Source organism: Dickeya undicola (assembly GCF_000784735.1).
GTDB classification, from domain to species: domain Bacteria; phylum Pseudomonadota; class Gammaproteobacteria; order Enterobacterales; family Enterobacteriaceae; genus Dickeya; species Dickeya undicola.
Window position 1 is genome coordinate 30,389 of the sequence record NZ_JSYG01000017.1, and the last position, 22,109, is coordinate 52,497.

Annotated in this window: 19 protein-coding genes, 1 tRNA gene and 1 pseudogene; 15 read left to right on the top strand and 6 right to left on the bottom strand. The window is 56.9% G+C overall.

Annotated elements, in window-relative coordinates:
* Positions 1–103 precede the first annotated feature (103 nt).
* Both eptB and OB87_RS07960 read left to right on the top strand, forming a co-directional pair.
* Complete coding sequence (gene eptB / locus OB87_RS07955; protein WP_033568913.1) at positions 104–1,786, top strand: kdo(2)-lipid A phosphoethanolamine 7''-transferase; 1,683 nt, start codon at positions 104–106, stop codon at positions 1,784–1,786.
* A 149-nt stretch (positions 1,787–1,935) separates the two neighbouring features.
* A tRNA-Pro gene (locus tag OB87_RS07960) sits at positions 1,936–2,012 on the top strand.
* A gap of 432 nt (positions 2,013–2,444) precedes the next feature.
* Here OB87_RS07960 and OB87_RS07965 read toward each other — a convergent pair.
* The 3 genes from OB87_RS07965 to OB87_RS07975 all read right to left on the bottom strand — a co-directional run bounded on the left by OB87_RS07965 (position 2,445) and on the right by OB87_RS07975 (position 4,589).
* Entirely contained in the window at positions 2,445–3,053 is a 609-nt protein-coding gene (locus tag OB87_RS07965) for a tetratricopeptide repeat protein (protein ID WP_033568914.1), read from the bottom strand.
* Between the two features lie 98 nt (positions 3,054–3,151).
* Positions 3,152–3,946 carry an SDR family oxidoreductase gene (locus OB87_RS07970; protein WP_033568915.1) on the bottom strand — a complete coding sequence of 265 codons (795 nt, stop codon included), beginning with the start codon at positions 3,944–3,946 and terminating at the stop codon, positions 3,152–3,154.
* A gap of 4 nt (positions 3,947–3,950) precedes the next feature.
* The gene (locus tag OB87_RS07975; protein ID WP_033568916.1) at positions 3,951–4,589 is read right to left on the bottom strand and encodes an iron-containing redox enzyme family protein; all 639 of its coding nucleotides are present in this window, start codon (positions 4,587–4,589) and stop codon (positions 3,951–3,953) included.
* 281 nt (positions 4,590–4,870) lie between these two features.
* Between OB87_RS07975 and OB87_RS07980 the strand changes: the two genes are divergently transcribed.
* Positions 4,871–6,049: an MFS transporter gene (locus OB87_RS07980; RefSeq protein ID WP_033568917.1), complete on the top strand. Its 1,179-nt coding sequence runs from the start codon at positions 4,871–4,873 to the stop codon at positions 6,047–6,049.
* A gap of 131 nt (positions 6,050–6,180) precedes the next feature.
* Here the strand turns inward: OB87_RS07980 and OB87_RS07985 are convergent, their stop codons facing one another.
* On the bottom strand, positions 6,181–7,461 hold the full coding sequence (locus OB87_RS07985) for a histidine-type phosphatase (protein ID WP_033568918.1): 1,281 nt from the start codon (positions 7,459–7,461) through the stop codon (positions 6,181–6,183).
* A gap of 299 nt (positions 7,462–7,760) precedes the next feature.
* Here OB87_RS07985 and OB87_RS07990 point away from each other — a divergent pair, with 299 nt between their 5' ends.
* From OB87_RS07990 to OB87_RS08010, 6 genes and pseudogenes are all read left to right on the top strand, one after another.
* The gene (locus OB87_RS07990; protein ID WP_033568919.1) at positions 7,761–8,669 is read left to right on the top strand and encodes a carbohydrate ABC transporter permease; all 909 of its coding nucleotides are present in this window, start codon (positions 7,761–7,763) and stop codon (positions 8,667–8,669) included.
* Between the two features lie 11 nt (positions 8,670–8,680).
* A complete protein-coding gene (locus OB87_RS07995; RefSeq protein ID WP_033568920.1) occupies positions 8,681–9,568 on the top strand; it encodes a carbohydrate ABC transporter permease in 888 nt (295 codons plus the stop codon).
* Positions 9,568–10,848, top strand: a complete 1,281-nt coding sequence (locus OB87_RS08000) for an extracellular solute-binding protein (protein WP_033568921.1) — start codon at positions 9,568–9,570, stop codon at positions 10,846–10,848. Before OB87_RS07995 ends, OB87_RS08000 begins: the two co-directional genes overlap by 1 nt.
* Positions 10,841–12,271 (top strand): CehA/McbA family metallohydrolase, encoded by a 1,431-nt coding sequence (locus OB87_RS08005; protein WP_033568922.1) that lies wholly within the window; start codon positions 10,841–10,843, stop codon positions 12,269–12,271. Before OB87_RS08000 ends, OB87_RS08005 begins: the two co-directional genes overlap by 8 nt.
* 13 nt (positions 12,272–12,284) lie before the next feature.
* Positions 12,285–12,431: pseudogene (locus tag OB87_RS21020) on the top strand (DUF1471 domain-containing protein); the annotation flags it as partial.
* 219 nt (positions 12,432–12,650) lie between these two features.
* The gene (locus OB87_RS08010) at positions 12,651–13,586 is read left to right on the top strand and encodes a DMT family transporter (protein ID WP_033568923.1); all 936 of its coding nucleotides are present in this window, start codon (positions 12,651–12,653) and stop codon (positions 13,584–13,586) included.
* Between the two features lie 32 nt (positions 13,587–13,618).
* Here OB87_RS08010 and OB87_RS08015 read toward each other — a convergent pair whose 3' ends face one another.
* Complete coding sequence (locus OB87_RS08015; protein WP_033568924.1) at positions 13,619–14,722, bottom strand: ROK family transcriptional regulator; 1,104 nt, start codon at positions 14,720–14,722, stop codon at positions 13,619–13,621.
* A gap of 100 nt (positions 14,723–14,822) precedes the next feature.
* Here OB87_RS08015 and OB87_RS08020 point away from each other — a divergent pair, with 100 nt between their 5' ends.
* The 6 genes from OB87_RS08020 (at position 14,823) to OB87_RS08045 (ending at position 20,644) form a co-directional block, all read left to right on the top strand.
* Positions 14,823–16,193: an ABC transporter substrate-binding protein gene (locus OB87_RS08020; RefSeq protein WP_033568925.1), complete on the top strand. Its 1,371-nt coding sequence runs from the start codon at positions 14,823–14,825 to the stop codon at positions 16,191–16,193.
* A gap of 47 nt (positions 16,194–16,240) precedes the next feature.
* Entirely contained in the window at positions 16,241–17,158 is a 918-nt protein-coding gene (locus OB87_RS08025) for a carbohydrate ABC transporter permease (protein WP_050515673.1), read from the top strand.
* The gene (locus OB87_RS08030; RefSeq protein WP_033568926.1) at positions 17,155–18,198 is read left to right on the top strand and encodes a carbohydrate ABC transporter permease; all 1,044 of its coding nucleotides are present in this window, start codon (positions 17,155–17,157) and stop codon (positions 18,196–18,198) included. The genes OB87_RS08025 and OB87_RS08030 overlap by 4 nt, the downstream gene beginning before the upstream one ends.
* Before the next feature lie 4 nt (positions 18,199–18,202).
* A complete protein-coding gene (locus OB87_RS08035; protein ID WP_033568927.1) occupies positions 18,203–19,306 on the top strand; it encodes an ABC transporter ATP-binding protein in 1,104 nt (367 codons plus the stop codon).
* Between the two features lie 25 nt (positions 19,307–19,331).
* Positions 19,332–20,195 carry an endonuclease/exonuclease/phosphatase family protein gene (locus OB87_RS08040; RefSeq protein ID WP_033568928.1) on the top strand — a complete coding sequence of 288 codons (864 nt, stop codon included), beginning with the start codon at positions 19,332–19,334 and terminating at the stop codon, positions 20,193–20,195.
* 197 nt (positions 20,196–20,392) lie between these two features.
* Complete coding sequence (locus tag OB87_RS08045; RefSeq protein ID WP_033568929.1) at positions 20,393–20,644, top strand: YdgH/BhsA/McbA family protein; 252 nt, start codon at positions 20,393–20,395, stop codon at positions 20,642–20,644.
* Between the two features lie 125 nt (positions 20,645–20,769).
* Here the strand turns inward: OB87_RS08045 and OB87_RS08050 are convergent, their stop codons facing one another.
* Positions 20,770–21,954 carry a BaiN/RdsA family NAD(P)/FAD-dependent oxidoreductase gene (locus OB87_RS08050; protein ID WP_033569042.1) on the bottom strand — a complete coding sequence of 395 codons (1,185 nt, stop codon included), beginning with the start codon at positions 21,952–21,954 and terminating at the stop codon, positions 20,770–20,772.
* Positions 21,955–22,109 lie beyond the last annotated feature (155 nt).

Here is a 22,109-nt window from a genome sequence, read left to right on the forward strand (position 1 = left end):
ATGATGGCATAAGAAAAAACGGAATGTGCTGATAGCGCCTGAACTTTCAAACATCCCATAGGTCTGTTTACAGGATGTTTTTACCTCTGGAGTATGGTTTGGAATGAAATCCCTGCTGGCGTTGTCACAATCTAAATTGTCCTGGTTATTGGCAATTTATATTGGCTTTTTTTTGAATCTTCCGGTTTTTTACCGGCGTGTAGATGCATTCCCGTTTTTTACCGAAAATCCAGTCGCCAAATATATTCCCCTGCTGGTGGAATCGATGGCTTGTGTTCTGTTTACCTTTTTCCTGATGCGATTGCTGTCGCTTGGCGGACGTCGATTTTTTCGTGTGGTTGCGTCATTGCTGGTATTGATTTCAGTGGCCGCCAGCTACTACATGACTTTTTTTAATGTTGTGATTGGTTATGGCATTATCGCCGCGGTAATGACCACGGATATTGATTTATCCAAAGAGGTGATCGGGCTGTTTTTTGTGTTGTGGGTGGTGTCGCTCAGTATTCCGCCTTTGATTGTTATCTGGAAAAACCGCCTGCAACAAACACTGATTGAACAATTACGTACCCAGGGGCATCGACGTGTCGCGGTATTGGGTCTGGTGGTGTCCGCCGCACTGGTGTGGTTACCGTTACGCTATCTGGATCGGATGAATACGTCGGCGGAGAAACTGTCCAATCAGGATTTGCCAAGTTACGGCGGGGTGGTGGCTCATTCTTATCTTCCGGCCAACTGGTTGTCGGCCTTCGGCTTGTTTGCCTATGCCCGTTATGATGAAAATCAGGATGACGATGAGCTGATTGATCCCAGCAAGCAGTTCACTTATCAGGCACCGGCAGGAATCGATGACACTTACGTCGTCTTTATCATCGGTGAAACCACTCGCTGGGACCATCTGGGGCTGCTGGGCTACGAGCGCGATACTACGCCGCAACTGGCGAAGGAAAAGAATTTGCTGGCGTTTCGCGGTCAGTCCTGCGACACCTCTACCAAACTGTCGATGCGTTGCATGTTCGTGCGGGAAGGCGGCACTTCCGATAATCCGCAACGTACATTGCGGGAAAAAAATATCTTTGCCGTCATGAAGTCGCTGGGGTTCACGTCCGAGCTGTTCGCGATGCAAAGTGAAGTCTGGTTCTATAACAACATACAGGCCGACAATTACGCCTTTCGTGAAATGATTGCCTCAGAAAAGCGTAATGAAGGTAAAGCGGTAGACGACATGCTGCTGGTTGATGAAATGTCACAGTCGCTGATGCGCTACCCTAACGGCAAGCATCTGGTGGTGCTGCACACCAAAGGCTCCCACTATCTGTATTCAATGCGCTATCCGCGCAGCTATGCCCGTTATCAGCCGGAATGTATGGGCGTGGATGCCTCCTGCTCCAGGGAGCAGTTAATCAATGCCTTTGATAACAGCGTGTTGTATACCGATGCCTTCATCAAACGGGTCATTGACCAGTTGCGCGATAAGAAGGCGCTGCTGGTGTATTCCTCTGATCACGGTGAATCGATCGATGATAACTACCATTTGCATGGTACGCCGCGCCAGCTGGCACCGCCGGAGCAGTTCCGTTCGCCGGTTATGTTATGGGCCTCGGACCAGTATCTGGCACAGCCGCGTAATCAGCAGGCGTTTGAGCAACTGCGGGCGCAACAGCAACAAGGAAAGGTGCTGCGTCATGAGGAGATTTTCGACTCCATGCTGGGGTGCCTGGGCTATACCTCGCCGGATGGCGGCATTCAGGAAAAAAATAACTGGTGCAATGCGTCAGGGCGTGAGTAACGCCGTTGTCAGCGGTGCGGGACAACACCGGTTCAGGCAGTAAAAACGATGTTGTTCTACCCTGCCGGATACTTTGTCGCCAACCTGTTGGCTTTTATGAAAAAGGGATTGACGCTATAGTAGGGGCGCAGTAATATGCGCCCCGCACTCGGTGAGTGGCGCAGCCTGGTAGCGCACTTCGTTCGGGACGAAGGGGTCGGAGGTTCGAATCCTCTCTCACCGACCAAATTTTACAACGATAAAACCCGGTTATCGTTAACATGAAACTCGCATCCACTGGATAGCGAGTTTTTTTGTTTTTGTTGTTCAGTGTGGCTGTTTTTTCACCGCTTTCCGCGTTTTTTAGGCATAGTCATGCCACGTCCTGCTTCAGCCCTGGTTTCTCTGATGTTTTATCTTGTCAGGATGCGGGTTTATTGTGAGCACTTTTCCCCGTCTGATTCACTAATATTTTGTTTAATATTACCTTTTTATCAATGATAAGTGATTTCTCTACTCTTTTACTCTTTTTTACATATTGATGGGCTGGTGATCAGTTTCATTACGAAAATATTAGGGGTTTTAATCAGAGAGCGACGATAAAAGGTGAAAAAAACAACATGGATAGGCAGTGGATTCCCGCCATGTTGAGGACCTGCTTATGGCGGGGAGGGGGCTATTAGTGTTTCAGTTGTGCCAGTGCTTTTTCTGCTTCCACATGGCGGCCCAGATCGGCGATTTCACGTCCTGAGCGGGGGGAGGCATTCAGTGCGGTGGTCAGATATTGTCTGGCTTCGTTTTTGCGTCCTGCTTTCAGCAAAAAATCGCCATAGAAGAAGTTTGCATCAATGTTGGCAGGATTTATTTTCAACGCAATTTTCAGGTACTTCTCCGCTTTTTTGTCATCACCAAACCCCAGCGGCCAACCTGGCACCTGATAGTAGAGCACGCCAAGGATGGTGTAAGCCGCGCCATTCAGTGCATTGGGGTCAAGGGCGATGGCTTTTTCCAGCGTACTTTTGGCTTGCCCGGCCAGATTGAGTGCATCCATACCGTCTTTGACGCCAGCCCAACTGCTGTCGACCATTGCCGACCAGATCAGATAATCCGCGCGGTCAGGGTGGTTTTCCACCTGTTCCTGCGCCTGCTGGCTCAAGGCAGCAAAACACTCGTCTTTACGGGATGGCAACGTCTTGTACTGGCAAACAGACCATTGCCGGTGGATATCCATCGACATCGCGCTGGCATAGCCCATGTGTATCGCCAACAGCCCACCGAGCAATAGCATTGTTGCCTGGAGGAGCCTTGGTGATCGAATGCGTGGTGATCGAGTCATAGTAAGTGGGTGCATAGCCATGTGTACCCGGAAGACCATGTTTGATTTCCCTATTTTTTCTGCGTCTTTGCATAATGCTGAATAGCGGCAAGCTGGCGACGGATGGCCCTATCCACCACGGCAGGCACCAGCGCATTAAGCCGCACGAACAATTTTTCTGGCCAACCCAGCCAACGGCGTACCGTTTCCTGCTCCAATGCGTTGACGACCTGTTCCGCCACCCAGGCTGGTTTGTCGCTGTGATAACCCAGCGCGTGAACCAGGGCATTGGTCTTCGGGGCGTCGCGTCCGGTATGGATGGATCTGGGAGCCAGATGCAGTACTTTAATCCCTTTAGATGACAATTCGCGGTGCAGTGCTTCACTGAATCCGCGCAGGGCAAATTTACTGGCGCAATAGGCACTGTATCCAGGATAGCCGATCCCATCCAGGGTGGAGCCGATATTCATGATGATGCCGGGTGTGCTAATGCAGCCGAGCAAGGCGTGGGTCAGTAATATCGGTGCTTCGGTATTAAGGGCGAGCTGCCGACGAATGGCATCCTGACTCTGTTCTTCAAACAGGCCGAAGGTCGATGTATCCGTGTTGTTAATCAGCACGTCCAGTCTGACATTATCCGGAAAACACTCCGCCAGCGCGTCGCGATCCTGTTCATCACTCAGGTCCGCCAGCAAAATATTGTGATGGCTGGGGTCAGGTAACCGATTCTGTAATGCCAGTAGCACCTTTTCATTACGGCCGACCAGATATAGCCTGGCACCTCTGGCCGCCAGTGACAATGCCAGTTCCTGGCCGGTACTGCTACTGGCACCCGTCAGAAGAATACGTTTATTTTTTAGCTTCATGGTATTAGTGCTCCGTGAGGCTGTGCAGCATATCGCCGTACAGCTGGTAAACCACGTGAGCGGCATGGATGATCGCGGTCTGGTCGGCCGAGTCACTGATGTTGTCCATCAGTTCAGCGAAGACGTTCGGGTCTGTTTTATCCGCCGGGTCTTGTGTTTGCAAGCTAACAGACCAACGTTGTTGGACTTCTGGCTGTTCGACCATATCGGGCGCGATATGGGCCTGGATACCTTCCAGCACGTGTATCAGGCCGAAGATGCTCATCGGGTTGTCACGCTGGATTTGGTCATAGAGGTACGCCGCCATCAGTTCAATCCACTGAGTGGAGGCGTTCTGGTTCAGGGTTTCCGTTTTGCCACCGCAGGCACGAATCCTGTGGCGAATCGAGGCCTTGTGGTCGTACTCGGCGTCAATGTATTCCTCAATGGCCTCACGTACCCACGCCTGATGCCGGGGAAGACGGCCACTCGCGGCCATCAGCAGCGGTACGGTATAACTGACATGGTGATAAATCTGCGTCAGAAAGGCGATGTACATCTCCCTGGTGAGGGTGCCCTGACGGCAGGCGTCAATGACCGGAGCAGACATCATCAGTTGTTGCGATGTTGAGGTTGCAGATTGCAGTTGCTGGTAAAAGCTCATGTCTTACTCCTGAATGGCACAGGGATTCTCGGGGTCGCCTCTGGATGTGATGGTGTCATGCTAACGGGGGAGCATTAAGAGAGACTTAAGACGGTTGAAAAATCATTCAAATATCGCAGTGATGGTTTAGTTTTTTGATAAATAAAGAAATTTACTCTCATCGCTTTGTGGTGATAATGCCTATTGGCGTTGGTTTCAGCACCGGAATCCGGTATAGGTAAAATTCGGTAATTAGGTGACAGTAGTTCACCAGATAAATCACGAAAGGACGGAGAAACGGCATGTCGACATCGCGCCGCGCGCATCAACTGGCGATTGTGGTAGTAATGACCAGCGCCTCGTTGGTGGGCTTGGTTCAGGGGTATTCTATCCCGCTGGTCACGCTGAAATTGACCGCGCTGGGATACGGCTCTGCGCTGACAGGCATGATGTCCGCCTTACCGGCGATAGGTGTCTTCGTCTCTTCCTGGGTCGCGGCACCGGTGGCGATGCGTTTGCCGGTGGGTCGCCTGCTGGCGCTGTCGACATGGGGCATGGGCGTCAGCCTGGCGCTGTCGTTCTATCTCGACAGCGTTGTGCTGCTGGCTGTGCCGCGTTTTCTGATGGGATTTTGCTGTGGGCTGATTATCGTCATCGGCGAGTCCTGGGTCAGCGGTCATACCGCCGAGCACCGCCGGGGTGTGCTGGTGGGATTGTACGCCACCGCGTTTACCGGCCTGCAACTGCTGGGGCCGCTGCTGATTTCCCTCACCGGTTTGGACGACCCGACCGGGTTATTGCTGATTCTGGCGCTGCATGGCGTATGCCTGCTGATGGTGCCAGGCTCCTCTTTTTCCGGACTGGCGCTGAGCGCCCATCGACAACATAACCTGTTTTCGCTGCTGTTGGCCGCGCCAGCGTTGGCGGCGGCAGTGTTTGCCTTCGCCTTTTTCGACGGCGCGGTGCTGTCGATGTTGCCGCTGTACGGCATGGCGCACGGTTACGAGGAGTCGCTGGCGGTGCTGCTGGTGACGGTACTGTTTATCGGCGATGCGTTGTTGCAGGTGCCGCTGGGCTGGGTTTCTGACAAGCTGGGTACGCTGCGGGTGCATTTGGCCTGCGGGGTGCTGTTTGTGCTGATGCTAGCCGGTCTGCCGTTCAGCTACGGCGCCGGCTGGGTGTGGGTTAACGTCTTCCTGTTGGGCGCGGTGGCAGGCAGTATTTACACCCTGTCGCTGGTGCGGGCGGGCAAGCAGTTCAGCGGCGTCGATTTGGTGGCGATCAACGCCTTGTTCGGCGTGCTGTGGGGCGTCGGCAGTTTCAGCGGTCCACTGGTGAGCGGTTCGCTGATGCAGTGGTACGGCCGTGATGGACTCATCGCTATTTTGGGGTTGCTGGGGTTGTTGTTTCTGGCCGCTAACGCGCTTCCATCTGCGCCGCAGGATGCCGCCAGCTCGGCAAGCCCGGAAGTGGTCGAGTAGCACAACAGGTTTTTGCTATGGCGGCCGCCAGCTTTCCCGACAGTGGCGCAGCAGATTGTGCCGGTAGCGGCGATGGTGGCTGCCTGTCGCCGGTGATCACGGGCAGGGTTCGCCCGTGATGGGTATCGTGATTACAGCGTATAGCGCACCGGCAGCAGCGCGGTGCGATCCACCGCGCCGTTGAGGCGTTTCATCACGGCATCGTACGGACACAGGGTGCCGACATCGGTTTTCTGGCAGCCGTTCATCGAGAATTCGCTGCGCAGCGGCGGATGGTCGTTATCCAATGCGGTCAGCCCGCGGATCTGGTCCAGCGATTGTGCCTGGAAGTAGATACGCACGAAGCGTTGGCCGGACTGCGGATTGCGCCAGCGTTCGAAGATCAGGCTGCCTGCGGGCGGGATATTGCCGCGCGGGTAGTCGCCCATTTGCCAGGTGAAGCCCAGCATGGCGCGCAGTTTGGCGATGTTGGTGTCGTGCGCGACGTACAGCAGCCATTTGGCGTCGGGTGGGGCGTCGGCCTGGTGCTCCGGGTTGAGCGCCAGAGCTATCTGATTCATCAGTATCGAACCGCCGCGCCGTGCCACGTAAGGCAAGTCGTTGGTGAAATCGTAGTTGGCGGTCAGCAGCGGCATTAACGCGCCGACCGCAGCGGCGGTTCTGGCGTTGCCGAATGCCACCTGACCGAGCGGGTTGTTGTTGCTATAGGCCAGCCGGATGGTTTCCGCCATGTTGGCCAGCGCTTCCGGCCCATGCAGCGAGATATTCCCTTTTTTGCTCTCTTTCACGTCCCATGTGGTGCTGAACGCCGGGCAGGGTTTATCCGGCAGGCAGACTGCCTGTTTCAGGCGATCGATCGCCGGTTGCCATTCCGCCTGAATCTGTCCGGCGCTTTTGCCCTGCATCGCTTTTTGCAGATCGGCCTTCACCTGCTCCTGGTCCACGGGCACGCCAGCGGTTTCGGCATGGAACAGCGGGTCGTTGTCTTCACTCTCCGGGCCGCGAATGACCACGCCACAACCGGGGAATACGCCATCCATCAGCGCCATTGCGGTTTCCTGCGTGCGTTGCAGTGGGCTGGCCCAAACAAACACGTCGTCGGACGCCGGGCAGTTTTGGGTCAGCAGCCCGTGCTGGCGTAGGTACTGCCCTTCGTACTGCCCTTTCAGTACCGCCGCCGCATAACCGTGACCGGTCAGCTCACCGTAATGGGTCAGCCAGGTAGGCCAGTTGCGCCCGGTGCCGTCCTGAATGGTTTTGACGTTGCCTTCCGTCGGCGGGCGTACACCGTGGCGGCTGATTTCCACCACTTTTTCCAGCGTCCAGCCTGACGGCGTGGTTTCCGCCTGTGCGCTCAGCCAGGGTAACGCCGACAACAACAGCCCGGCGACGGTTTTGCGTGTGAATAACATAATTGATCCTCGGATACATGCCTTTTGGCTACCGCAAGGCTAAGCGATGGTGGTAGCGGGAAGAATATTTTTTCTATGTCAAAATCGTGGGTTTTTTTTCAGCCTGTAAATAAGTTTATTGAAGAGAAAATATCTTCTTGGGCCGGGGAATGCTGTGAACGGCATCACTTTCATTTTGGATAGCGTGAAGTGAAAAAAGAAAGTCCACATCATGAAACTGTCTTTTTTTTGCCGGTCTGTTGTCACAGAGCGCTTTTAGGCTTAGCGGTTTAACACCAGCGTGTAATTACGGAGAGGTCATGAAAGCCAGGAAAATACCGGCGCTATTTAACCTAGGTGGGTTTGGTGGCTCAGGGTTTATTTGCGTTGGGTTTATTGCCCCGCTGCTGATCCCGTTATTGCTATTCTGGGTGATTCCTTTTTTTTGCAGCCTCTATATCAGCCTTACCGACTGGGATTATATTTCGCCGGATTATCATCTCGTCGGTGTGGATAATTATCGCGACCTGCTGCAGAGCGATGATTTTTCCGGCGCGCTGGTGAATACGCTGGTGTTCGCCATCGCGGTGGTGATGCCGGTGGTGGTACTGGGGCTGGGATTCGCGCTGCTACTGCACCGCCGATGTCGCGGGCAACGCTGTTATCAGGCGATGATCTTTTCTCCGTGGATTACCCCGACAGTCGCGGTTTCCGTGGTGTGGTCATGGGTGTTCGACTCTCGCGCCGGGCTGGCGAACCAACTGCTCGGGCTGTTCGGCGTAGCGGGTGTCCCCTGGCTGGAGCGGCCGGGCAGCGCCATGCTGGCGGTGGTGGCGGTCACGGTATGGCAGGGCATCGGCTGGACGATGATGTTCTTCATCAGCGCGCTCAACCGCATTCCCGCCGAGCTATACGAGGCTGCGCGGCTGGACGGCGGCAGCCGTGCCACACGCCTGTTAACCATCACCTTGCCGCTGATTTCCCCCACCACCTTTTTCCTGTTGATCGTCAATCTGGTGAATGCCGTTCAGGCATTCGATCAATTTCAAATGTTGACGCAGGGCGGCCCCGGCAATAGCACCCGCACGCTGATGTACCTGTTTTACCAGCAGGCGTTCCAGCAGTTCAGCATGGGACCGGCAGCAGCCACCGCGGTGATGATCCTGCTGTTGGCGGGGTCATTGTCGTTGGTCAACACCCTGATTGCCCGCCGCTGGGTCTATTTCTAAGGAGCCTGGGTATGGTGTCATCGCTGATCACACTGGCCGAGCCGGTGATGTCCACTACCGCCCGTCGCCCGGTTTTTCGCGGACGGGGGGTGTTGAAACATCTGCTACTGGTGATGGCCGGTCTGTTGATGGTATTCCCGTTTGTGTGGATGTTGTCCGGCGCGCTGAAAACCAATGACGAGATTTTCCGCCATCCGCTGCAACTATTGCCGTCGCATCCCGACTTTTCCTCATTCGCCGCGGTATGGCGCGAGACGCATTTCGGGCTGTTTATGTACAACAGCCTGACGGTGGCGTTGCTGACGTCGCTGCTGGTGGTGGTCAACAGCCTGCTGTTTGCCTACGCCGTGGTTCAGTGGCGCGGTAAAACCAGCCGTTTGCTGTATGGCGTGGTGATGGCCTGTTATATGTTGCCTGGTGCGGTGACCTATATTCCCTGTTACATCATTCTGGCTAAATTGCATTTGCTGGATACCCATCTCGGCCTGATTTTTTCCAACGCGGTCAGTGCAATGGGGGTGTTTTATTTACATCAGGCACTGAAAAAGATTCATCCGTCATTAATGGAAGCGGCGCGTATTGACGGTGCCGGTGAATGGATGTTGCTGCGCACCATTGTGTTGCCGCAAATGAAACCGGTGCTGGCTACGTTATTCCTGCTCATTTTCATCACCAATTACAACAGCTACATGTGGCCCAGTCTGGTGATTACGTCACCGTCGCTGAATTTAATTTCCATTGGCATTCGGCAGTATTTTATTTCCGGAGGCGACTACGGATTTAACTGGTCGAATATTATGGCGGCCAGCGCCATTGTGGTGATGCCGATGTTGTTTTTATTCCTGTTGTGCCAACGAATTATCCTGTCCGGCTTTTCCGATAATGGAGTGAAAGAATAATGATGACCGTATGTAAAGGGTGGCGATATGTAAGCGGCGCGTTGTGCGCGCTGCTGCTGACCGCGCAGGCGCAGGCTGCAACTGAAGTGAGCTTCTGGTATTCCGGCGGCACCAAGCCACAAAAGATGATGCTGACGTTGATCGACGAATTTAACCGCAGTCAGGATCAATTTGTGGTGAAAGGCGCGTTGCAGGGTAATTACGATGAAACCTGGCAAAAACTACAGGCAGGCATGGCGGCGAAAAACGCCCCGGCGTTCGCGCTGTTGAACGCCTCGCAGGGAACGGCGCTGGCGGAGCGCAAGTTGCTGCGTGATCTCCGTCCATACATGGATGACAGCTTCCATTTCACCGATTTTATCGGCGCATTCCGCCGTCAGGTTACCCAGCCGGACGGTAGCGTTTACGGCCTGCCCGCTTATGGCACCACCCAGGTGCTTTACTACAACAAGGCGGTGCTGGCGCAGCACGGTTTTACGCCGGATGACCTGAAAACCTGGCAGGGGCTGGCGAAAGTAGCGACGGCGGTCACCCAAAAAGAGGCTGACGGCAATACCCGTTATTACGGCTGGGAGCCGATGTGGGGGCCGGGTAACCTGATTGACGCGGCGCTGTCCAACGGTGGGCGCATTCTCAGCGACGACGGTAAAAAGGTGTTGATCGACTCCCCGGCGTGGGTAGAGGTGTGGGACAGCTTCCGCCGGTGGATTCATGAAGAGCACATCATGCGCATTTATCACGGTGGTCAGGGCTGGGAATACTGGTACAAAACCATTGATGACGTGATGAAAGACCGGGCGCTGGGGTATACCGGTTCGTCCGGCGACCAGGGCGATCTCGACTTCCAGCGGCTGGCGGCGTTGCCCCAACCGGGCTGGGGGAGCCATCCGTCTGCACCGCAGGCAGGCGCGCTGATTTTCGTGATGCCTGTCGGCACGCCGGACGCGGCGGCGAAGGGGGCTTTTGCCTTTATGCGTTTTTACACCAGTGCGGTCAATACCGCCCGCTGGTCGATGTTCACCGGGTATATTCCGGTGCGCGAAAGCGTATTGCAGGACGCGGACTACCAGAAATACGTCGCCGCTAACCCGCAGGCGGCGGTGCCAGTGCAGCAGGCGAAATCCGCCAGTATGGATTTCATCGACCCGACCAAAGGCAAAATTCTGGATGCGCTGACCGTGGCTGCCGATCAGGTGGAAATCGAAAACAAACCAGCACAGCAGGTATTGACCGAGGCGGCCCGTAAAGCGCAAAAAGCGCTGGACCGCCTCCATGAATAAGCCGGAGCTGACCCTTGCTGGTTGCCTGACGACAGGGCGCGGGCATGTGGAGTTTACCGTGCCGGAGGGGGTCGGCTGCCTGACGCTGACCGCGCATAACCGCAACAAAAGCTACCTGTATGCGTTTGTCTACGACGCCCGCCAGCAATTGCGTGCCAACCTGCTGATTGAGCCGACCGTTAAGTCGGTGGCTATCGATGCTCAGCGTGCGTTGCCGTTGGGCGGCATACCGGGACCATTGCTGCCGGGGGCGTGGCGGCTGGTGCTGTGCAGCATTCCGGCTCAGGCAAGTCATCCGACGCAGGCGGATTACCAGATCACGGTGGCGTTCAATCCGCCGTTGCCGCCGCCAGATGAAACGCTGCTGACGGTGGCGCTGCGCGGCGACCATCAGGTGTGCTTTGACTATTCCGCCTGTTTCGAACCGGCGTCCCGCTGGTATCGCGGCGATTTGCACGCCCACACCCGGCTGTCTGATGGGCATAACAGCCTGGCGGCGGCGGTGACGCTGGCGCAAGAGCATCGGCTCGATTTTTTGTTCCTGACCGAGCATAACCTCTGCCATCCGGCACTGCCGACGGGAGGCCGTACCCTGTTTCTGCCTGCGCTGGAGGTGACCACCGATATCGGTCATTTCAATGTGCATGGTCCACGGCGGGTACTGACGCCGGATGACGGGGATATGGCACCGGAAACGCTGATCCGTCAGGGGCTGTCGCTGAATGTGACGGGCGACGGCAACATCAGCATCAACCATCCGATGATGCCGCCGTGGCACTGGCAGTATGCGGCGATGCCGCTGGCGCGCATCAACACGCTGGAAGTGTGTTGCGACCCGACCTGGCCGACATCGGCCGCCGCCACCGAACGGGCGTTGCAGGTTCTGAGCACGTTGTGGAACGGCGGCTGGCGCATTGCCGCCGTCGGCGGCAGCGATTGTCATCTGCGCCCGGACGAACGTTATGACGGCGCAACCCAGCCTTCGGTGTACGGCGACCCAACGACGCTGGTGTTTGCCCACGGCCTGAGCGGCGACGCCATTCTGCACGGATTACGGCAAGGCCGGGTGTACATCGACCGGCAGTGCGGCCTGCGCTTCCGGTTTGACGACGGCGATGTGTTGCCGGGGCAGAATGTCGGGGCGCGCACGGTTCAGGCGACCCTCGTCATCGAAAACGATCGGCCGGGCTATGTGGCGGAATGCGTAGCGGGCGGAACGGTGATTGCGCGCCATGAACTGGGGCGTGACGAGGTGAGCTTTGCGCTGCCGCTGGCGAGCTGGCCGTGGTGCCGCATTGATATCCGGGGGCCGGACGGCGGCTTTGCCGGGCTTATCAACCCGCTGTATAACGGCACTCACCCGATTTTCTCCTGCCAGACCTTCACCACCTGGGGCGAGATGGTGGCGCGCCTGCCGAAGTAACGCGGGATGGCGCTCCGTCGGCGCCACTGCCGCTACACTGGACAGCTTTCAGGCCAGCCTGTCTGAAAAAGCCCAGGCGGCCGGTGCTAAATCATTCCGCATCACCTCCGCTACCTCCGGTGAAAACCAGGTGCGCGGCGTGGCTGAACTGTACAACTAATCCCATCGATATTCGCTAACACCAGTATCACGCAACGCAATGGCCGCCTTCGGGCGGCTTTGTTATTTGAGCCGTCGTTCGCTATTTTTCTTTGTAGCCAATAGGTGGCCTGCAACTTGAAGTGTGACGGGTATATTTCTGGTTGAAGACAAATTCCCGGTTAAAGACAATAATGAACAACTCACCGGTGTGAGGCTCTTATTTTCTACAGGATTTAATATGCATACAGCAAATAATCACATATGGATAATGGTTATTTTTTCCGTATTTTTCTGGGGTAGTAACTTTAATGTGATTGCGGAGCTGGACGCCAATTTGCCGCCGATCATCTCGTCTATGATTCGATTTGTTATTGCATCAGTTATTTTTTCACTGACCTTTTTCTTTTTTAGAGGAAAGAATATTGCGCTGACAATAAAGGATATGCTGTCGTTCGCAGTGTTGGGTTTTCTCGGGGTTTTTTGTTTTAACTATACAATATTTGTGGGAATGAAATCGACATCAGCGATTAATGGGGCGCTAATTATGGCAAATATGCCGTTAGCGAGTATTCTTTTTTCCCGGCTATTGCTAAATGTTAAAGTCACATTACTTCAATATATCGGATTGATGCTTGGGTTGTTCGGTGTATTTTTGGTTATCGCCAAAGGGAATGTGGCTGCTCTGCGGTATAACAGCGGGGATATCTGGTTGGCTGTGTCTTGCGTCTGTGGTGGGTTATACGCCGTGCTGACGAAAAAGTTGATTGCACATGTTCCACCCGTGCAGGCAACCCGTTGGACAATTTTATTCGGCACCGCGTTTATGTTGGTGTCGGCGGCGCTGACGCAGGATATCAATTACGATTACCTGTCGATATCCCGGCTTTCCTATACGTTGTTGGCTTATATGGCTATTGCTGGAACGGTGCTGGCCTATTATTTCTGGGTGAAAGGATGCCAGCAACTGGGGCCGGAAAAAGCTTCGGTGACGACCAACCTGATGCCGGTTTTCACACTGGTCATCAGCTTTATGATGGGGAAATCCATTGAGTCAGTGCAAATAACGGGGATGGTGGTGATCATCATCGGGGTACTCATGGGCACCGGTTATATTGGGACTATCCGGTCTGTTTCATCCGGGAAAGCGGTAGCTCAGCCGAAGGTGTCCGAGTGAGTAATGGCCGCCTTCGGGCGGCTTTGTTGTTTTTAGCATTGGTGAAGCGCCAGCGCGGCCGCACCGAAGGCGGCGCTGTTTTGTGTCGGTAGCGTCGAGAGGCGCAGTGGTGGGAGCGTCAGTGGTGCGTCGTCGTCCTGCGTCGGTGTCTGAGCCATGACGGCGGCCTGCAATCCGGCCATGAACGGTGCAGGCAGTGTGCCGCCGAGGTAGAGGCTGGGCGGGTCGAGCAGGGCGGTGACGGTATAGAGCAGCCGGTACAGTTCGCCTGCGGCGCGTTGAATCCACCGCTCTGCGGCGGGTGAGGTCACCAGTGTCTGCCAGTTCGCATCGGCGGCGGTGGCGGGCAGCGGCTCACCTGCCGCTTGCAGGCAGGCGTGTAGATCGTCAAACGACGGGCGTGATTGCGCGCGGGTACGCAGCGCGCCAATCTCCCCAGCGTTGCCTTGCCTGCCCCGATGCAGTTCGCCATTGAGGATCAACGCACCGCCAATGCCCTTGCCGATATACAGGTAAAAAAAGCTGTCGTCCGGGGTGGCGGACCCAAAATGCAGCTCGCCGATGGCGGCGCAGTTGGCGTCGTTTTCCACCAGCACCGGGCAGCCGAGCCGGTCGCTGAGTTGTCGGGCGATATCCACCCCGCGCCAGGCCGCCAGACCGGGGGCGATCCACACTGGCATGGCACCGCCGTCGAAGCGGGCGGGTAACGCCAGGCTGACGGCCAGCAGCCGCTCGCGTGCCTGCGGTTGAGTGCTAAGCAGGGTGTGGATGGCGTCGGTCAGCGTATCCGCCACGGAATCGACAACCCGGAAATCGCCGCGCAGCGTGGTTTCCGCCACGCACCGCCCGGCGTAATCCATCAGGATCAGGCAAATCAGGTCATATTCCGCGTACACCCCCAGCACATAACCCGCGTGCGCCGCTGGTCGCAGGTTGATTTGCGGCGGACCGCGCCGCCCCTGCGCCCGGTCGCTCTCTTCCAACAAACCTACGTTGAGCATATCCCGCGTCATCATGCTGACGGCGGCGGTGGTCAGGCCGCTGGCGGCGGCCAGCGCGCTGCGCGACAAGCTGCCCGAACGGCGCAGCAATCCCAGCAGTTTGCGGTGGGTGGCAGTGAGTTCTCGCTTTTCCATCGGTATCCGTTGTCCCGGTTCTGTCCGGTTTCCTTCACACGTCTGCAATATAATTAAGTTACTTAATTAATTCGTCAACCTCAATAACAGGACGGTGCCCGTGCGTAAACTTCTTTCGTTATCCCTGTCGGCGTTACTGGTGAGCGGGCTGATAGCCCACGCGGCGGTGGCGGATGTCATCAAACTCAAGCTTTGGACCCTGAATGACCGCAATGCGCCGATGCGCATCGTCAACATTGAGGAGGCGGCTGGGGTGCTCAACCAGCAGTTCGCCGCAGCGGGGGTCGATCGCAAAATCGTTATCGATACCCATGCCAGCGCGGTGCAGGGCTGGGACGATTTGGCGCTGGATACGCTGAAAGCCTTTGGCGTTAATCAGGGGCCGGACATTGTGTTGCTGCCGCACGAGTGGATCGGCGAATTTGCCCGCAACGGTTACGCCATGCCGATGGACGGGCAGATCAAGGCGAATCCGTGGGTGTACGCCGATATCCTGCCGATGTTGTGGGAGGCGATGAAGTATCAGGGCAAGGTGTACGGCGTGCCGCAGGATGCCGAAATCCGCATGTTTTTCTATAACAAGGACATGCTGCGCAAGATTGGCAAAGACGAAACGTTTATCGATAGCCTGCCCGCCCGCGTGGACAGTGGCGAGTTCACTATGGATGACCTGACGGCGCTGGCGAAAGAGGTGGTAGACCATCACGTTGCGCCTATTGGTATGCTGCATCGCCCGAATGTCGGCATCGATTATCTGATGGTGTTCGCCGCCTGTGGCGCGAAGTTCATGGATGAGAAAACCGGCAAGTTGTTGTTTGCGAAGAAAGAAGTTGAGGCCGCGCTGAGCTGGTACGCCCGCAATGTGGCGGCGGGGGTGACGCCGACCGATAACACCGCCATGAGCTGGGACAGCATCCAGACCGCGTTCAAGCAGGAAAAAGCCTTCCTGTTCCATCAGGGCATTTGGGCAATGGCCTGGCAGGTTAACGATAGCTTTGGCCCGGCGTGGCCTGCTGATAAAGCGGGGTACACCCACAAAATCGGCTGGATAGCGGCACCGGCTTTGGTGAAAGGCGGCAAGCCCGCCAACCTGTCACACCCTATCGCCTACGTGGTCAGCAACAAGAGTCAGTACAAGGATCTGGCCGCACAGTTGGTGGCTATCGCCAGCCTGCCGTACTACAACAACCGCCACGCTGTCAGTTCCTACCATACCGCTATCAGTCATGCCCAGGCTGCAATGCCGCAATACACCGACAATTGGGCGTTAAGCGAGGCCGGTAAAATGATGAAAAACATTACTTTTGTGCCGAATCACGCCCGCTTTGGCGACTATAACCGGGTGCTGTTCAAAGGCTTGCAGGCGGTGGAAACCAAGCGCATGACCCCAGCACAGGCGGTGGACTTTATCGCCGACGAGCTGGAAACCCAATTGGGCAAGGACGTGGAAATCGTGGATAGCCTGCAATGAGACACGGCCGGAGCCTGTGTCTCCGGCGCTGACGAACGAGGTCGCGTATGTCTGTGACGTTCCCGAATCGCCCGACTGGCGTGCACCCTGCGCGCTGGCTGGCGCCTGCTATCTCGGTGCTGGCGGTGTTTTTTGTCGCGCCGATGCTGCTCAATCTGGTGATTGCCTTTAGCGATATGGGCAGCAATGTGCAGATCAGCACCTTGAGTACTGACAACCTGATGCGGTTGCTGGTGTCGGATAAGCGCCTGCCCGCTATCTTGCTGACCACGCTGGTGTACGTCGCCAGTACGCTGCTGCTGTTCAACCTCGGGTTAGGCATCGTGCTGGCGATTGCCACCACCGCGGTGCCGACCGCATTAGGGGTGTTGTTTCGCGGCATCTGGTTTTTGCCACGGATTTCACCGTCGGTACTGTACGCGCTGTTGTGGATCTGGGCGGCAGACTCGTCACCCCATAGCCTGATCAATCAGGTGGTGGTCGGCGTGTTCGGGTTGCCGCCGCTCAATCTGCGTAACGACCATCCCATGATACTGATTGTGGTGGCGAACGGCCTGGTGGGGGCATCGTTTGCGATGGTGATTCTCGCTTCTACCATTCGTGCCATTCCTGCCCACCTGTGGTACGCCGCGCGGGTGGACGGTGCTGGGGAGTGGTCGGTGATTCGTCATGTGGTGCTACCGGCGCTGAAAAGCCCTGTGTGCTTCATTGCGTTGTATCAGGCACTGTCGCTGCTGGTGACCTACGAGTACATCCTGCTGATTACCGGTGGCGGCCCGGTGTACGACACCACCACCTACGCGCTCTACATTTACCGGCGCGCCTTCGAGTCCGGTGCTTATGGCTACGGTGCCATGCTGGCGCTGGGGCTGATGGTGTTCGGCGTGGCGCTGACGCTGTTGCAGTGGCGGATGATGAACATGCGCGCACAGTTTACCCCTCCGCGAATTGAGGTGATGCGATGACGACGATGATTGCAGTTGACTGGGCGCGTCAGGCAGCGCGCTCGCGCTGGAACCGGGTGGGTTTTCTGGTGAGCGTGGTGCTGTTTCTGACGCTGGTATCGATACCGATAGTGACCCCGTATCTGTGGCTGCTGGCTATTTCGTTTACCCATCGGGATGGCAGCGAGTATCCGGTGTTGTGGCGGTTGCTGACGATCGCGGCGCTGGCGTATGGATTGCTGCTCGCCGTCGCCTGGCGGGTGCGTACCGAACCGCGCGCCCGACGTTTACGGTGGTTGGTCGGGCTGGCGGCGTTGCTGGTGTTCGGCTTGTGGGTTGCGCCATTGCTCACCTGGCACAACTACCGTTTTCTGTGGAACCCGGATGTGCAGTCCACCGGTATGCAGAACGGTATGTTGCCGTCTGTCTGGACCGCGCTTGGCAACTCGCTGTTGTTCGCCGCTGGTCACACGCTACTGGTGACGTTGCTGGCGGTGCCTGCGGCTTATGCCTTGTCCCGGCTCGGTTTCCGACGGCGCGAAGGGGTGCTGAAGGTACTGCTGCTGTTGCACGCCTTTCCGGTGATGGCGCTGACGGTGGCGATCTTTATCCAGCTCTATTGGATGGGGCTGCTCAACAGCCTGTGGGGCGTAATGTTGGTGATGTGCGCGCTTGAGCTGCCGTTCGCCATCTTCGTAATGAAAAATTTTTTCGACGGCGTGTCGTGGGATATCGAAATGAGCGCGATTACCGACGGGGCCAGTCGCTTTCAGGCCTTCCGACTGGTGGTGCTGCCGCAGGTGACCGGCGGCATTATCGCCATCGCCACCTTTGCCTTTCTGCGCGGCTGGGAGGAGTACATTTTTGTGCGCACCCTGCTGATAGATAGCGGCAGGATGACCATGAGCCTGTACCTGTTCTGGGCATCGCAAGACAGCATGGGCGCGGATTCCGGGCTGATTGCCGCCGTGGGCGTCATCTACATCCTTCCGGTGCTGGCGCTGTACCTGTTAACCCAAAAATACCTGACGCAAATGAGCGTCGGTGGAATCAAAGGCTGAGATTATGGCGGAAATTGTGCTTGATGGCGTCACCAAAGCCTGGGGCGATACACCAGTGCTGCACCCGGTTAACCTGACGCTGGCTGACGGCGAATTTGTGGCGATCCTCGGGCCGTCTGGCTGCGGCAAATCTACCACGCTGTTTCTACTGGCTGGGCTGTATGCGCCGACGCAAGGGCATATCTTGTTCGACGGCCAGCGGGTGAACGGCGTGGATGCGCGCGACCGCAACGTTGGTGTGGTGTTCCAGTCTTACGCGCTGTACCCGCACCTGAACGTGTACGACAACATCGCGTTTCCGCTGCGTTTCAAGCCTGCTGAACGCGACGAGCGCGACCAGCGGGTACGGGACGCAGCAGCGCTGGTGCAGGTAACGGAATTGCTGGATCGCAAACCGGCGGCGCTGTCCGGCGGCCAGCAGCAGCGGGTGGCGCTGGCGCGAGCGTTGGTGAAGCGGCCGTCGCTGTTGCTGCTGGACGAGCCGTTGTCCAACCTTGACGCCACCTTGCGCATGACGATGCGCACCGAGCTAAAAGCGATTCACGCCCGCTCGCGCGCCACCACGCTGATGGTGACGCACGATCAGCTGGAAGCCATGACGCTTGCCAACCGCATTATTTGTATGAATCGGGGGCGGGTGGAGCAGATTGGCACCCCGCAACAGCTCTACCGCCAGCCCGCCAATACCTTTGTCGCCAGCTTTATCGGTTCGCCGCCTATCTGCCTGCTGCCGGGGCAGGCCAACGGCTATCAATTGACGGTGGGTGAGGCACGCTGGGGGCTGTCATCGACGTATCACGGCGCGCTGACGCTCGGCATCCGGCCGGAAGACGTCACCCTGACACCACCCGGCATCGGCCTGCTGCCTGGGCGCATCGAACACGTCGAGCCGATGGGGCGGGAAATCCTGTACCGCCTGTACACACCGCTCGGCCCGTTGCAGGCGCTGGTAGCCGGTTCAACAGCGCAGTACGACGCGGGAATGTCAGTTGGGGTGTCGCTGTCGGTGGATACCCTGCTGTTGTTTGACGCCGACGGCAACCGACTGCCCGATGCAAGCGTCGTGCTGCCAGCCAATACGGTTTTCGCCTGCCGGACGGCAGGTTAACGTCCACTTACCAACAGGTTGCCTTATGCACATTGTCAGCTACAACATTCAGTACGGTCTTGGCCGCGATGGTCGCTACGATTTGGCTCGCATCGCGGATGAAGTGCGCGGTGCGGATATCATCTGTATGCAGGAAGTGGAACGCTTCTGGCAACGTTCCGGCATGACGGATCAACCAGCGGAGCTGGCAGCGCTACTGGGAGAATACCATTGGGTTTACGGTGCGAATCTGGACATGGATGCCAGCACCGTGGCGGCGGATGGCCGGGTCGTCAATCGTCGTCGCCAGTTCGGCACCCTCACGCTATCCCGCTGGACGATTCTCTCCAGCCGCAATTTTCCGCTGCCGAAATTCGGCACCCTGACTCAACACTCTATTCAGCAAGGCGTGCTGGAAACGGTTGTCGACACCGGTGCCGGGGCGATCCGTGTCTATAACACCCACCTGAGTCACCTGTGCGCCGATACCCGGTTGCCGCAGGTGGAGGCGATGCTGGCATTGTTCGCCCGCGCTCCGGACGAAGGCGGTGCCTGGTGCGGCGGTCATCCTGACCCGGCTGCGGGCTGGACCGAGGGCCGGATGCCGTTGATGCCGCAGGAGATGATCCTGATGGGTGACTTGAACTGCTTGCCAGACAGCGAGGAGTACAGCCGTCTGGTTGGGCCGGTGTCGCCGCATCACGGGCGGTTGGTGCGTCACCGTGGGTTGATGGATGCCTGGGTTGCCGCCGGTCAACCGGAGAGTAGCGGTTCCACCCACCCGAATGTCGGCGGCCGTATCGATCACTGCCTGCTGACGCCATCTCTGGGGTTGAGGGTACGCCGTTGCTGGGCGGATACCGAAAATCAGGGTTCCGATCACCACCCGCTGTGGGTCGAACTGCAATAACCGGCGCGTCTGTCACCCGCGGCGAGGTCTGCGGGTGACAGGCAATTGATGATTATTTTTTATTCATATTTTTTGAAAGATATCTGCAAATAAACCCGATTTTAACGTCGCGGCAACAGGTCTATTATCACTTCCATCGAAAGCGAAGACGCTTTCACTAAAGAAACTAACCGAATTCAACGTGAAGGATATTGACCATGAAAGCTATCAAAAATATTGTTGCAGTTATCGCTCTGGCTACCGTTTCTTTCGGCACTTTTGCAGCAACTGAAGTACAGCAGTCCGCCAGCCTGTCCGTCGGCTCTGTCAGCGCCACTGCCGCTACGTTGGATGGTCTGCAAGCCAGCCTGTCTGAAAAAGCTCAGGCAGCCGGTGCCAAATCATTCCGCATCATCTCCGCCACTTCCGGTGAAAACCAGATGCGCGGCGTAGCTGAACTGTACAACTGATAACCGGTTTGCCGTTATCATCAGCAACAATTATCTCTGTGTTCAATGGCCGCTTTCGGGCGGCTTTGTTTTTTTGAGGAAGATGGACGGATGAAAGGAGCCGGTTGCTATGTTGACGTCCGTCGTTACCCCAACGCCTGCGCGCACGCCCAGGCGGAGCTCCAGGCCCACTGGAAGTTGTAACCGCCGAGCCAGCCGGTAACGTCCACCACTTCGCCAATGAAGTACAACCCTGGTATGTTGCTGGCTTCCATCGTTTTTGACGACAACTCGCGGGTATCGACGCCGCCGATCGTCACTTCCGCCGTGCGATAGCCTTCGGTGCCGTTAGGCTGTACCCGCCACTGTTGCAGCGTGGTTTCTACCTCGACCTGCTGCGGTTTGTTGAGCTGTTTTAACGTGACGTCCGGTAACTGTCCCAGCGCCTGTAGGCATTCCACCAGCCGTTTCGGCAACCATTGCGCCAGTGTGTTTTTCAGGCTCTGATTCGGGTGCGCCAGACGTTCGCTGTTAAGGCTTTCGGTTACATCAAGGTTGGGCAACAGATTGATGGTGACAAATTCCCCCGGCTGCCAGTAGCTGGACAGTTGCAAAATAGCCGGGCCGGACAGGCCGCGGTGAGTAAACAGAATATTTTCGCGGAAGGTGGTGCCGTTTTCGGCCGTGACCACCGCCGGTACGGATACGCCGGAGAGCGTTTGTAATTGCTCCAGCAGCGGTTTGTGCAGGGTAAACGGCACCAGTGCGGCGCGGGTCGGCAGTACGTTGAGGCCGAATTGCGCCGCCAATTGGTAGCCGAACGGTGTGGCACCCAGCCCCGGCATCGACAGCCCGCCGGTGGCGACAACCAGCGCCGCCGCTTGAACCAAACCGGTATTGAGCTTCACCAGGAATCGCTCGGTTTTTTCCACCGACAGCACCTCACTGCGCAGGCGCAGTGTCACCTTACCGGCTTCGCACTCTTTCATCAGCATATCGACAATCTGTTGGGCGGAATCGTCGCAGAACAGTTGGCCGAGGGTTTTTTCGTGGTACGCGATGCCGTGGCGGTTTACCAGGCTGATGAAATCCCATTGGGTATAGCGGGCGAGGGCGGATTTACAAAAGTGCGGGTTGTTCGACAGGTAGGCCGCCGGTTCGGCGTACATATTGGTGAAGTTGCAGCGTCCGCCGCCGGACATCAGAATCTTGCGTCCCGGTTTTTTGCCGTTATCCACCAGCAGCACCCGCAGCCCTTTCTGGCCAGCCTGTGCCGCGCAGAACAGCCCGGCCGCGCCCGCGCCAATGATGATTACGTCAAACTGTTCCACATTGCTCTCCCGTTGTTCCGCCATGTCATCGCCCCACAGGGCGGCCGATTATAGGCGATGTCCCGACGCCGGTCATCGCCTGGGTGCGCCTTGACCCTTGTGTCATGCCGTGCCGCCGCTGTTTTGCAGGTAACAAAGTATGTAGAGGGATGAAA